General features: G+C 67.2%; 11 protein-coding genes. 3 read left to right on the forward strand and 8 right to left on the reverse strand.

The genetic code is table 11. The annotated features are described in order from the left end of the window. Positions 1 to 112 precede the first annotated feature (112 nt). Positions 113 to 1,339 carry an MFS transporter gene (locus GLP40_RS24830; protein ID WP_154790410.1) on the reverse strand — a complete coding sequence of 409 codons (1,227 nt, stop codon included), beginning with the start codon at positions 1,337 to 1,339 and terminating at the stop codon, positions 113 to 115. Next, entirely contained in the window at positions 1,339 to 1,989 is a 651-nt protein-coding gene (locus tag GLP40_RS24835) for a GntR family transcriptional regulator (protein WP_154790411.1), read from the reverse strand. Before GLP40_RS24835 ends, GLP40_RS24830 begins: the two co-directional genes overlap by 1 nt. A gap of 149 nt (positions 1,990 to 2,138) precedes the next feature. Between GLP40_RS24835 and GLP40_RS24840 the strand changes: the two genes are divergently transcribed. Beyond that, positions 2,139 to 2,600: a PaaI family thioesterase gene (locus tag GLP40_RS24840; protein WP_154790412.1), complete on the forward strand. Its 462-nt coding sequence runs from the start codon at positions 2,139 to 2,141 to the stop codon at positions 2,598 to 2,600. A gap of 55 nt (positions 2,601 to 2,655) precedes the next feature. On the opposite strand, the gene GLP40_RS24845 is transcribed toward GLP40_RS24840, so the two are convergent. Next, on the reverse strand, positions 2,656 to 3,039 hold the full coding sequence (locus tag GLP40_RS24845) for a hypothetical protein (RefSeq protein WP_154790413.1): 384 nt from the start codon (positions 3,037 to 3,039) through the stop codon (positions 2,656 to 2,658). Between the two features lie 535 nt (positions 3,040 to 3,574). Between GLP40_RS24845 and GLP40_RS24850 the strand changes: the two genes are divergently transcribed. Next, complete coding sequence (locus GLP40_RS24850; RefSeq protein ID WP_196054776.1) at positions 3,575 to 5,218, forward strand: carboxylesterase/lipase family protein; 1,644 nt, start codon at positions 3,575 to 3,577, stop codon at positions 5,216 to 5,218. Between the two features lie 110 nt (positions 5,219 to 5,328). On the opposite strand, the gene GLP40_RS24855 is transcribed toward GLP40_RS24850, so the two are convergent. The 5 genes from GLP40_RS24855 to GLP40_RS24875 form a co-directional block, all read right to left on the reverse strand. Continuing rightward, on the reverse strand, positions 5,329 to 6,129 hold the full coding sequence (locus GLP40_RS24855) for an SGNH/GDSL hydrolase family protein (RefSeq protein ID WP_154790415.1): 801 nt from the start codon (positions 6,127 to 6,129) through the stop codon (positions 5,329 to 5,331). A 76-nt stretch (positions 6,130 to 6,205) separates the two neighbouring features. Further along, positions 6,206 to 6,643: a nuclear transport factor 2 family protein gene (locus GLP40_RS24860; protein ID WP_154790416.1), complete on the reverse strand. Its 438-nt coding sequence runs from the start codon at positions 6,641 to 6,643 to the stop codon at positions 6,206 to 6,208. Between the two features lie 708 nt (positions 6,644 to 7,351). After that, positions 7,352 to 9,115 carry an oleate hydratase gene (locus GLP40_RS24865; protein ID WP_154790417.1) on the reverse strand — a complete coding sequence of 588 codons (1,764 nt, stop codon included), beginning with the start codon at positions 9,113 to 9,115 and terminating at the stop codon, positions 7,352 to 7,354. A 73-nt stretch (positions 9,116 to 9,188) separates the two neighbouring features. Next, positions 9,189 to 10,049 (reverse strand): 3-hydroxyacyl-CoA dehydrogenase, encoded by an 861-nt coding sequence (locus GLP40_RS24870; RefSeq protein WP_154790418.1) that lies wholly within the window; start codon positions 10,047 to 10,049, stop codon positions 9,189 to 9,191. Positions 10,050 to 10,051: 2 nt separating this feature from the next. Beyond that, positions 10,052 to 10,705 carry a TetR/AcrR family transcriptional regulator gene (locus GLP40_RS24875; protein WP_230329897.1) on the reverse strand — a complete coding sequence of 218 codons (654 nt, stop codon included), beginning with the start codon at positions 10,703 to 10,705 and terminating at the stop codon, positions 10,052 to 10,054. A gap of 108 nt (positions 10,706 to 10,813) precedes the next feature. Between GLP40_RS24875 and GLP40_RS24880 the strand changes: the two genes are divergently transcribed. Further along, positions 10,814 to 13,102 (forward strand): molybdopterin-dependent oxidoreductase, encoded by a 2,289-nt coding sequence (locus GLP40_RS24880; protein ID WP_154790419.1) that lies wholly within the window; start codon positions 10,814 to 10,816, stop codon positions 13,100 to 13,102. The last annotated feature ends 142 nt before the right edge of the window (positions 13,103 to 13,244 follow it).

The raw sequence follows: 13,244 nt of genomic DNA on the forward strand, positions 1-13,244 counted from the left end.
GAGGGTCTGGTTCTCGCCCGGAATATCGATGAGTTCGGCTCCCGGCCTCATCGGCCTGGACTGCCGCAAGGCACTCCAGGAGCCGCCGGGTCATCCTGGGCCAGGACATGTTCTAGGCTGCCCGGGAGCGGCTGACAACGGCCAGGCACACAGCGCAGGCCGCCGCGAGCCCGCCGAGCATTGCCGGATAGCCGAGGCCGGTGCTGTCGTGGCAGATCGCCATGACCGCCGGGACGCCGAAGCCGAGGTAGCTGACCGCGTAGAAGACGGCGGTCAGTCCCGCCAGATCGTCGGGCCGGGCCATGCGCTCGATTTCGAGCAGGCCGGCGACCAGCCCGCTGCCGAAGCCCATGCCCAGGGCGATGGCGGTCAGCACGGTCAGCCACATGGTCAAGGTGGCGGAAGCCGCTGCGGCCAGCAGCATTCCGAGGATGACCAGGCTCAGCGCCAGTACCGGCAGGCGCAGGGATCCGGGCCGATCGATGCGGCGGGCGACGGATTGAATGCCGAAGCCGCAGCCCAGCGTGATGACGGTGATGAGCGCCGAGAACGCGATGGGCGCATTGTGAACCTTGGGCATCATGAGTGTCGGCATGATGGCATAGGCCACCGCGGACGAGGTGAACAGCCACAGGCACACCGGCAGCGCCACGGTCCGGAAGCGGTGGTGCGCGGCGACCGGGACCTCGAGGTCATCCCGCAGTCGACCCGGATTCGCCTGCGGCGCGATGGATTCCGGCGCGCGGAACACCAGCGCCGCCGCCACCAGGCACAGCGTCACATTGATCAGGTAGGCGAGGGTGTCCGGCCACGGCGCCCACTGCGCAAGCACCCCGGCCACACCCGCACCGACGCCGAAGCCGCCGGTGAGGCTCATGGCCGAGCGGCGCGCCCCGGTGCCGGAGGCGGTCGCGGCGGTGAAGGGCGGCTGCGACAGCTCCTTGAGCCAACTGCTGCCCACCGCCATGGCCAGGCCCAGCGCGATGCCGCACAGCACGCGCCCGGCGGAAAGCATGGGGACGGAAGCGGATCCGAAGGCCAGCAGGGTCGAGCCGGTGGCCGCGATGAAGGGCGCGGACCGCATGAGTGGGCGGCGGCCGTAGCGGTCCGACAGCGGCCCGCCGATGAGCAGCGCGGGGACGATGCCCAGTACGTATTCGAAAAGCAACAGGTCCACGGTGGTGACGGGCAGCCCGTCGCGCTTGTACATGACCAGCAGCGGGGTGAATTCGTTGCCGCCCCAGGCGATCGCGAAGATGGCGGTGGCTACGCCCAGCCACGCCTTGGGATGGGTGCCGATGCCGGTGGTGCGGGAACCGACGGCCGTCAGCGTCGCCATCACACTCCTCTCAGGGTCACGCCGTGCACGTCGGTGAGGTGCACGGCGAGTGCTTCGGCGAAACCGGCGGCGTCGGCGGCTTCGATCAGGTCGGCGAGCCGCGTGTGCTGCTCGATGATGTGGTGCGGGTTGGTCTCGCCCCGTTGCAGCGCAACGCTGTTCATGCGGCGCTGGCGCTCGCGCAGCGAGTCGTAGAAGCCGATGAGCAGCGGATTGTCGGCGGATACCACGTACTCGCGATGGAAATCGGCGTCCACGATGGCGAATTCGTCGAGGTCGCCCGCATCGGCCAGTTCGCGCTGGCGGTCCAGGGATTCGCGCAGCCGGGGGATCAGCCCCGCGCGGGCGATGCGGGTGAGCGCGTCGACCGCGCCAGTTTCCACGATGTAGCGGGCATGGATCACATGCTCGGCCTCATGTGAGGGCACCGGCACCACCAGCGCGCCGCGCTTGGGATAGAGCCGCATCCAGCCCTCGGTCTCGAGCCGCAGGAAGGCCTCGCGCACCGGGGTGCGGGAGGTGCCCAGCTCCGCGGCCATCTCGTTCTCGCTGACCAGCTCCCCACCCGCCAGGTCGCCGCTGAGGATGCGTTCCTTGATCTCGCGGTAGGCCCGCTCGGCGGCGGAAAGAGTCTTGGACACGACTTGCATACTAGAGGGGACATGGGATGATTTGCCCGGATGTGGCGGGTTTCACGCCAGGGCTGAAAGAGTTGCGCCGCGACCCTCTCACCCATGATGATTCACGTTGTTGGCAGCACGTCAGTAAGTTGCCCCATTTCCGGGACGAGGAGGTCCGCATGGCGAATGACGCCCCGCCGCTGAACGAAGTCGTGAACGGTGGTCTGGAATTCACGATTCCGATCGCGCACAAGATGGGGGTGCGGGCCGAGGAGGTGCGCCCCGGATTCGCCGCCACCACGGTGCCGGTCGAAGGAAATGGCAATCACTTCGGCGTCATGTACGCCGGTGTGCTGTTCACCGTCGCGGAGATCCTCGGCGGCGCGATCGCCATCGCCAGTTTCGACACCGCCAAGTACTTCCCCCTGGTGAAGGACCTGCAGATCTTCTTCCGCAAGCCCGCCGCCACCGATGTGCGCGCCGAGGCGTCGCTGTCGGAGGAGGAGATCGCGCGCATCACAGAGGAGGCCGACGCGAAGGGCAAGGCCGACTTCACCCTCGAGGCCGTGGTGACCGACGCCAACGGCGTGGTCGTGGCCGAAACCAAGGGTCTGTACCAGTTGCGCTCTCACGGCAAGTGAGCCGCTGAGCGGCCGAGTCCCGGGATTCCGGGACTCGGCCGCTCTCGCGGACCCGTCAGGCGATGATGATCCAGCCCTTGCAGCCGGTGCCGGCGCTGCCCGGCCACTCCGAACCGGAGATCTCGAAGGGGACGACCCCGGGCATCGGGGTGCCGAGGTCGATCTGGGTGGTCTGGGCGCCGTAGGTGTCGGGCAGCGGGGTGCGCTGGCCGTTCATGTCGATCTTGGCGTCATCGGTGAAGTTGTCGGAGGTGGTGATCTCCAGCGTGGTGGGCGTGAACGAATGGGCCAGCAGGACGGTCTGGCCGCACCGGCCCTTGGAGTAGTCGAGCGTGATCCGCTGCGGGGCCGCGTCGGCGGACGCCGGTGCGGCGAAAGCGCCGGAGACGGCGCAAGCGAGCGCGGCCAGGGTGATGCGGCGGAGATACACGGTCTTCACGAACAGAACCCCTTTCCTATGGTCACGGCTGTGGCTCCCCCTCGGTCGACGACGATCATGCCGTGACCGAGCCCCCGGCACGCGGCGGACGCGCGGAAGAATCCGGGCGGGTTGCGTGAGTCAGCGCAGGCGCAGCGCCTCGTCGAGGAAGGCGGGCAGCAGCGCGTTCGTGGCGAAGTCCGTCCCGGCGGCCGACGGATGGCCGGCCGCCGCGAGTCGGCGATCAGCCCGGCGGTGGATTCGCCGCCCGCGCCGACGAGTTGGACCGGGATGAGCACGGCCACCACGTCGGTGATCTCACCGGCCGCGCAGGCGCGGTCGGCCCGCCGAGCAGGTCGTCGCCCGGATCCTGTTGGGCGGCGGTGAACTTGGTGCGCAGATGGGCCGTCGCGCATGGGCTCACGGCTTCCCGGCCCGAATCGACGGTCGAGGACCATCTCGTCGTGAGATGGACGATGCGCGGTGTCCCGCTCCCGCACAGGGGTTTTGCTCGCTTTCCGGACTCGGAACCCTCCTCCCCGATAGCCGATTAGTATTGAACGACTACGCGATAACGCTGCTGGCCCAGGAGGCTCGGGTGATCGTGCGTGACCGGGAGTGGATGGGATGGGGAGCCGGGGCGGTGTTCTCGGCGGTCGTTCTGCTGGTGACGGTCTTCGCGCTGAACGGTCCGCCGGCGCGCGCTCTACCACCGGCTGCCCCCGACATCGTCGCCATCGACAGCGGCAGTCTGCACGGCGTATCGGCCCAGCACTACCGCCTCTTCAACGGGATTCCTTACGCCGCACCGCCGGTCGGCGCACTCCGCTGGCGGCCGCCCGCACCGGTATCACCGTGGACCGGCATCCGCGAGGCCCGCGACGCCGGGCCGAAGTGTGCGCAGGCCACGGGCGCGGGCGGGCTGCGCTCGACCGATGAGGACTGCCTCTACCTGAACGTCTGGACGCCGCGCACGCTGCCCGCCGACGGGCGGGGTCTGCCGGTCATGGTGTGGATTCACGGCGGCAGCCTGCAAACCGGCACCGGAAGCATGTACGGTGCGGCGCCTTTGGTATCGCAGCCCGACGGCGACAGCATCGTGGTCACCATCAACTACCGGCTCGGGACCTTCGGCTTCCTGGCCGCCTCGGCGCTGGACGAGGGTGCGGGCTCGGGGGACTACGGGCTGATGGATCAGCAGGCCGCGCTGCGCTGGGTCCAGCGCAATATCGCGGCATTCGGCGGTGATCCGGACCGGGTGACGGTGGATGGTGAATCCGCGGGCGGGATTTCGATCTGCGCGCAGATGGCCGCGCCCTCGTCGGCCGGGCTGTTCGCGGCGGCCATGATGCAGAGTGGCCCGTGCGCCGGGCAAGCCCTGCCGGAAGCGGAAGCCGAGGGCGATGCCTGGGCGTCCGGAGCCGGTTGCGCGGGAGCGGACGCCGCGGCATGCCTGCGCGGTCTTTCCGCGGATGTCCTCGTGGATCACGCGCCGGATTCGGCGAATGTGGTGTACGGCAATGACTTTCTCCCGCGCGATCCTGTCGCCGTGTTGAAAGCCGGTGGGATGGCGCATGTTCCGACCTTCATCGGTTCCAATCATGACGAGATGGCGCTGTGGGTGTGGATCAAGTACGGCAATCCGCTCGGCGCCGGGATGACGGCCGCGGATTACCCCAATCTGCTCACCACCCAGCTGAGCGGGGTGGATCAGGCACAGGTCGATCGGATCGTGGGGGAGTATCCCCTCGGTGACTACGCGCAGCCCGCGCTGGCGCTCACCCGGGCCTGGACCGACAAGGTCGTCTGCAATCTGGTCGACCAGGCCGGGCAATTCGGACGCCAGAACCCCACCTACATCTACGAATTCGACGATCGAGGCGCGTTGGCCCCGCCGAGCAACTTCCCCATGGGCGCCTACCACGCCGCGGAACTGCCCTCACTGTTCGACCTGGCGCAGGTCGGATGGCTGCTGCACGGCGCCATGACCCCGGACCAGCAACGCCTGCAGGACGAAATGCGGCGCTACTGGACGCGCTTCATCACGGCGGGCAGCGCCGACCCGCAAGGATTACCGGCCATTCCGCGATACAGCGAGTCCGCACCGGCTTTCCTGTCCTTCCGGCCCGCCGGCAACCAATTCTCCGAGGCCTTCGCCGCCGACCACCGGTGCGAATTCTGGAGCAGCCTAGCGCGGTAGCAGTCGTGGCCGTACATGATCCGCACCGATCGCCCCCGGCTGAGTGGGAATCAATTGTCCGACAGCGGCGGCGTTTTCAGTGTCGGCGGAGCCGCTGTGGGTGCGCGCGGTCAGCGTGGTGCGATCGAATCCGCGCCGTATACCGGCAGCGGCACCGGGCGTTTGGGTTCGCGCCGGTCACCGGAGGAGATGCCACGCAGGCGGCGCATCACCCACGGCCCCAGCGCGGTTGCCGCCCACTGGAACTCGGCCGCGAGCGAGCGCAGCGGCCCGTGCTCGGGCAGCGCGGGCGAGAGCGGGCGGGTCCAGGCATCGTCCGCGCCGGGCAGCCGCAGCGCCTCGGCCACAGCGTCCGCGATGCGCTGGTGGCCCAGCGGGCTGGCGTGCAGACGGTCCGGGTCCCACAGGCGCGGATCGGTCACCACGCGGTGATGGCCGATCTCGGCCACGAGCACCCCGTGCCGATGGGCCGCCGCCCGCAGCCGGTCATTGATCACGGCGATCCGGCCTCGAATCGGCCGTGCCAGCGGAATGGTCTCGGCGACATCGGGGAAAGTCAGCGTCGCCACCACCGCCCCGGCGGCGGTGAGCGCCGCGAACATGGCCTCGACATGCTCGGCGATCTCGTCCGGATCGAAATTCGGCCGCAGCAGATCGTTCATGCCGGCCAGGACGGTGGCGAGATCCGGGCGCAGTGCGAGCGCCGCGTCCAGCTGGTCGTCGCGGATCTGGTGGGCCAGCTTGCCGCGTACCGCCAGATTGGCATAGCGCAGTTCGGGATTGGTGACGGCGAGTCGCTCGGCCAGCCGGTCCGCCCAACCTCGCAGGCCGGTCAGGTCGTCGCCGTCGCCTACGCCCTCGGTCTGACTGTCGCCCAGCGCGACGTAGCGGGTGTACGTGCCATCGGTCATGGCGGATCGGCCTTTCGGTGACTGTTCGTGGATCATCCCAGGAAATCGGTCCGCGCGGGGCCCGGGCCGAACTCGTTCACGAGCCCGCCGCCTGGCGTTCCTCCGTCGCTGCCTCCCGTTCGATTTGCGCGACGGCCTCGGCCTGGATCTGCTCGAACTGTGCGGCCATCGCCTCGGCCAGCGCCTGCGCCCCGGAGAGCGGACGGACCATCACCATGAACTCGTCGATCCGGCCGTCGGCGTCGAAGTGCAGGAAGTCGCAACCGGTGATCCGCTTGCCCGCGACGGTGGCTTCGAAGACCAGCGCGTGATCGCCGCTGTCCGCCGCGCCGATCTCCTTGATGTAGCGGAAGTCCTCGAACACCCGCATGACACCTCGCAGGATGGCGGCGGTGATCGCCTTGCCGAGGTAGGGCTTGAAGGCGACCGGGCTGGTGAACTCCACGTTGTCGGCGAGCAGGGCCTCGATGGCCGCGGCGTCACGAGCCTCTACGGCTTTACGGAACGAATGCATGATCCCTCGCGTTTCATAGTCAAATCATTGCCTAAAGACCTCGAACAATATCGCGCTTCAGTTGAAAGTGTCCAGGACTGTGTTAATCAATAAATTGGCTATTTGGCCGTGGAGTGCTCGTTGCTCGCGGCGGTGTATCGCCGGGCCGATGGCTCATCGGGTGCGACATGGGCAGGCTGATGGCTCCATGGATCTGCCGGTCTTCCTGGCCCGCCGCGTCGGCGGCCCGGTCCGCCTCCACGTCGAGCACGTGCGCGCCCGGCTCCAGGATGCGGCCCGCGAACGGCGGGACCGCGCGGACTGACCTTCCGTGACAGTGGGGTGACGAATCGTGTCGATCGGCAAATCCCCAGGCACGTATGACTATTCGTGCCGTACGCACTCTCCTGCTGTGCCAGAGATGCCGAAGGTCTCCTGGTGATCTACCGATTTCGCTATCGTCCAGAGCGGGGATCGTGGAAGTGCGTCGGCAGTGTTTCCGAAGTTGGTTATCTGCCAGCATTGGCCCTTTCGCGGCCCCGGGGCCGTTCCATGTGCGGCCCAACCGGTCTCGCCTCCGCAACCAGGCGGGACCGAGCGTGAGATCGCCCGCAGTCCGGTGGGAGAGCCCGCAGACAACGTCCTCTCCCACCGGGTCTCTCGGACCGGAACCGCGTCGCGAAGGACAGCGGACCGGTTGTGAGGACCGGGCCGCAATGGGGTGTGTGGTTATTTCCCGACGATGCCGTACTGGGTGAGCAGCTCGCCGATCTCGTTGTTGCCGAGGCGCTTCGCCAGGCCGCGCCAGAGCAGGTCCGGACCCGGCAGATCGACCGGATCGCCGTCCCGCAGCCGGGTCATGGCGGCCAGCAGCGTGCGGACGTCGTAGGTGGAGTCGAAGACCTCCGGTACGCCGCGTTCGATGTCGAGGAGCTGGTAGGCGGCTTCCATACCGGTGCGGACCGAATACTCGGTGGTGAAGATGCAGTCGCGGCCGGTCTCGGCGAACTGACCGATGAAGGCGAAGTTCACCGAACCTCGCGGCACCACATCGGGGCGGTCACCGGCCTTGCGGGGCATGAAGAACGCGGTCACGTAGGGCATCATGACCGGCACGCACTGGGCCGAATTGGCGGCCAGGTCCGGAATCTCGGTCTCGGGAACGCCCAGGTGGTAGAGCCACTCCCGGGTGATCTCCTCGCCGGTGCACTCCTGCATGGTCTTCTTCACGTAGTCGCCCGGCTTGTCGACGAACAGCGAGTACACCCACACCACGATTTGATCCTTGGGCTGCTGCTTGAAGTGCGGCTGCCGGTTGACCGTCCAGCTCATCAGCCAGCTGGAGTCCTTCACCGTCACGATGCCGCCGGTGACGACCTTGCCGCTGAACGGATCTCGCTTGCAGATCTTCTGAATGTATTCGGGAATGCGCTGATCCAGCGTGGTGACCGTGGCCGATTCCCACTTGGTCTCCGGAATGTGCGAGCCGAAGACGTCAGGGTGCCCGAAGGCCTTGTCCTTGGCGGCGATCCGACGCCACAGATCCCAGGCGGGGGCCGGGCCGTCATTGACCTTGGCGGGCGTGTGGTGGTCGCCCTCATCGGAGTTCTCGGTCAGCGAGCCGATGGTCATCAGCAGCAGATCGTTCGGGCCCAGGTCCACGCCGCCCTCGACGCCCTCGCAGATCCAGTGAATCCTGGTGGCCTGCTTGCGATCCGCGGTGAGGTCGAAGTCGACATCGGTGACCGTGGTGTCGAATTTGAAGGTCACGCCCTGGTCCAGCAGCCAGCGGTACAGCGGCAGCACCAGCGACTCGTACTGGTTGTACTTGGTGAACTTCAGCGCCGAGAAGTCCGGTAGGCCGCCGATGTGGTGGATGAAGCGGTGTAGGTACAGCTTCATCTCGAGGGCGCTGTGCCACTCCTCGAAGGCGAACATGGTGCGCCAGTACATCCAGAAGTTGCTCTCGAAGAAGTCCTCGGAGAACACCTCGTTGATGCGCTTGCCCTCCATCTCCTCGCGGGTAGCGAGGAAGATCTTGGTGATGTCCTGCTGCGCCCTGTTGTTCAGCGTGAAGAGGTTCTTGGTCTGCGCGCTCTGGCCACGGTTGACGGTGGCGCGCTCGAGCGAGAAATTGGGATCGTCCTTGTTGAGCCAGTAGAACTCGTCGAGCACACTCGCGCCCTCGACCTCGAGGGACGGGATCGTGCGGTACAAGTCCCACAGACACTCGAAGTGATTCTCCATCTCGCGCCCACCGCGAATGACGAAGCCCTTCTTCGGTTTCTTGATGCCGTCGAGCGCGCCACCGGGTAGCTTCAGCTCTTCCAGAATGGTGATCTTTTCCCCGGGCATCTGCCCATCGCGGATGAGGAATGCCGCACCCGAGAGCGAGGCGAGACCCGAGCCGACGAACCAGGCCGTCTTCTCGTCGACGCCCGCCGGCTTGCGCGGCCGCGCGAAGGCTTCGTAATTGCCACTGCTGTAGAACATGCGAACTCCTATCCGTGAAATGACTGGAAGCCCGGGCTTCAGAGGTTTCGCCCCTGAAGCCCGCTCCCGAGAATCACGCCGTGTACTTGTAGAAACCCTCCCCGGTGGCGATGCCGAGTTTGCCCTGGTCGATGTAGTTGTCCTTGAGCCACTTGGCGATTCGCTGCGCGGATTCGTCGCCGTTGGCCAGGATGTTGTAGGGCGTGGTCAGGCCGATGATGTCGAGGATCTGGAACGGTCCCGCCGGGGCGCCGGTGCCGATGCGCCAGGTCTTGTCCACCGCGTCGGGCTCGGCGTAGCCACCCTCGGCCAGGTTCATGGCCGCGTTCAACAGCGGCACCAGCAGCGAGTTCAGGACGTAGCCGGCCTTCTCCTTGTGCAGCTCGATGGGCACCATGCCGATGGCGGTGGCGAAGTCCACGACGGCCCGGTAGACGGCCGGATCGGTCTCGGCGGTGCCCATGATCTCGGCGGTATTGAAGTGCCACACCTGATTCGCGAAGTGCAGCGCCAGGAACTTGTCCGGGCGGCCGGTGAAGTCCTTCATGGCGCTGGGCAGCAGCGTGGAGGAGTTGGTGGCGAAGATGGTGCGCTCGGGCGCGAGCTTGCCCAAACGCTCGTAGGTCTCCTGCTTGATGGTGAGCACCTCCGGCACCGCCTCGATCACCAGGTCGGCGTCGGCGACGGCCGCGCCCAGATCGGAGGTCAGCGTGATGTCCGCCGCGGTCGTCTCGGCCTTGCCGTCGTCCGCGCCCGGCACCACCTGACGGTAGGTGGCGGCCAGTTTGTCGAAACGGTCGCGCGCCGCGGTCAGGGCCTCGTCATTGATGTCGTAGGCGGTGACGGCGAATCCGTGGAACGCGGTCTGGAATGCGATCTGGGAACCCAGAACTCCGGTGCCGAGCACGGTGACTTTGCCGATCTCGATGCTCATTGTCATTGCCTCCCTGGGGATGTGAAGAATCCAGCGATAATCTGTGCGATCTGCGCCCGCAGATCCGCCATGGCGTCGTGGCCGGGACGGGTCCCGGTGGACGGTTGTACCAGTGCCAGGTGCAGGACGGCGAAGATGCTACGTCCGGCCACCCTGGCCCGCTCTTCCGAACGCTCCGAGCCGATTCCGTCGCGCCGCGCGTCGGCGACGAGCCGCTCGGCGATCATCGATTCCAGCCGTGCCACCAGCGCGAGCCCTGCGGAGCGGTACTTGTCGGTGGGCGAGCCGAACAACAACTCGCGCTGATAGACGATGGTGTTCTCGGGTTGTTGCGCGGCCGCCCGCAGCAGCGGCCGGATCATCGCGAACACCGCCTCGACGGTGTCGGTCCGCCGCCGCGCCGCCACGGCACCGTCCTCGAGTGCGGTCCGCAGTTCCTCGTTGTAAACCATGAGCAGCAGTTCGCCTTTGGACGCCGCGTACCGGAACAGCGTCCCCGCGGCGATATCCGCGCGATCGGAGATCTGCTGCGTGGTCGTGCCTTCGAATCCGTGTTCAGCGAACATCGCTGCGGCGGCCGCGAAGATGCGTGACTGCTTGTCGTGCATCTTCCGCTGCCGTCGGCTGACGTGCACCGATCTAGCCTGTGTGACCATCGGACACCTCCAACCCTGCGTTCAGAACTGAGTGGACTCAAAAATGAGCGTACTCCCGGTTATCGGAAGCGCAACCCGGGTGTCTGCGGCCGGGCGTATGTTGGTTGAATGGCCACGCATCTCACCCACTGGGGCGTTTTCGAGGCGAGTAGCGACGGCGACCGGCTCACGGCGGTGCGGCCTTGGCGCGATGATCCGGAACCCACCCCGCTGATCGGGAATGTGGCATCGTCCCAACATCATCCGGCGCGGATCGCGCAGCCCTATGTGCGAAAGGGCTGGCTGGAGAACGGTCCAGGGCCCGCGGCGCGTGGCGAGGACGAGTTCGTGCCGGTGTCGTGGGAGACCGCGCTGGATCTCCTGGCCGATGAATTGACCAGGGTGTATCGCGAATTCGGCCCGTCGGCGGTGTACGGCGGATCCTACGGCTGGGCCAGCGCCGGGCGATTCCATCACGCGCAGAGCCAGGTTCACCGCTTTCTGAATTGCCTCGGTGGTTATGTCTCGCACCGCAACAGCTACAGCCTGGGCGCGTCGACCGTGCTGCTGCCGCACATCCTCGCCGATATGGGCACGATCATGTCGCACGCCACGACGAAGTCCGTGCTGGCCGAGCATTCGAAGCTGGTGGTCTCGTTCGGGGGTCTGGCGCCGAAGAACGCGGCGGTGGCGCCGGGCGGGGTCTCCCGTCACAACGGCCGGGGCTGGATCGAGACGGCGCGGGGGAACGGCTGCCGGTTCGTCACCGTCAGTCCGCTGCGCGACGATATTCCGGCCGAGGCGCGGGCCGAATGGATCGCGTCCCGGCCCGGCACCGATACCGCCCTGATGCTGGCGCTGGCGCAGGTGCTCGACGCGGAAGGTCTGGCGGACAACGCTTTCCTCGATCGGTATACCGTCGGTTACGAGCGCTTCGCCGACTACCTGCGCGGAGCGGTCGATGGCGTCGTCAAGGATCCGGAGTGGGCCGAGCCGATCACAGGCGTTGCCGCGGAACGGATTCGAACGCTGGCCCGTGAGATGGCGGGCACCCGCACGCTGATCACGGTGAGCTGGTCGCTGCAACGCGCCCGATACGGGGAGCAGCCGCTATGGCTCGGCGTGGTCCTCGCTGCCATGCTCGGCCAGATCGGCGTGCCCGGTGGTGGATTCGGGCACGGCTACGGTTCGTCCGCGAATGTCGGTTTGGCCGTGCGACTCACGTCGCCGCCGCGCCTACCGCAGGGCGTCAATGGCGTCGACGATTTCATTCCGGTCGCGCGCATCGCGGATATGCTGCTGAACCCCGGCGCGCCTTACGAATACAACGGTGAGCACCGCGTGTATCCGAGTATCCGGCTGGTCTACTGGGCAGGCGGCAATCCCTTCCACCACCACCAGAATCTGGCCCGGCTGCGCAACGCGTTCGGCCGTCCGGACACCGTGGTGGTGCACGATCCGTTCTGGTCGGCGACGGCCCGGCACGCCGACATCGTGCTGCCCGCGACCATGACGATCGAACGTGACGACTACGGCTCCGGCGAGGGCGACCGCTTCCTGTTCCCGATGCCCGCCCTGACCCGCCCGCACGGTGAAGCCCGCGACGACTACTGGATGTTCGGTGAGCTGGCCGAAAGATTGGGCTTCGGAAAGGAATTCACCGAGGGTCGGACGACGCAGGAGTGGCTGCGCCACCTCTACGAGCAGTGGCGGGAGCGGCTGCGAAACCATGGCCACGAGGTGCCGGACTACGACTCGTTCTGGGCTGGGGAATCGATAGAGCTGCCCCTCGAGGCCGAGCAGCACATCGCGTTCGCGGATTTCCGCGCCGACCCGTCGGCGCATCCGCTCGGCACCCCGAGCGGCCGAATCGAGATCTTCTCCGAGACCATCGCGAGCTTCGGCTACGACGATTGCCCGGGCCACCCGGTCTGGCTCGAGCCCGACGAGTGGCTGGGCAGTCCGCTGGCGGCGCGGTTCCCTCTGCAGTTGGTGGCCAACCAGCCCCGAACCAAGCTGCACAGTCAGCTGGATATCGGCGCGCACAGCCAGTCCACGAAAATCTCCGGGCGCGAACCGGTCCGGCTGCATCCGGACGACGCCGCCGCACGCGGCCTCGGCTCGGGTGACATCGTCCGGATCTTCAATGACCGCGGCAGCTGCCTGGCCGGACTGGAAATCAGTGAAGCCGTACGGCCCGCGGTCGCGCAGTTGTCGACCGGAGCCTGGTACGACCCCGACCCCGACGACCCGACATTCTGCCGCCACGGAAACCCGAACGCGCTGACCGCCGATCGCGGTACCTCCCGCCTGAGCCAGGGCTGCACCGGCCAGCTGTCCCTGGTGGAGATCGAGCGCTACACCGGCCCGATCCCGCCGCTGACCGTCACCGGCCCGCCTGCGATCGCCGATTCCTGAGCTCGCCGATGACTCCGGGTGGGTCGGGGCATGGTGGCCCAGCCGCTCTGTGGGAGAAGAGGATATGGCTCGAGGCGGCGCCGGGCACCATCTCCAATAGCGTGGTGATTTTGGTGGTGGCGGGCATTCGCCACGGTTGATT

It is taken from the genome of Nocardia aurantiaca, assembly GCF_009708175.1.
GTDB lineage: Bacteria > Actinomycetota > Actinomycetes > Mycobacteriales > Mycobacteriaceae > Nocardia > Nocardia aurantiaca.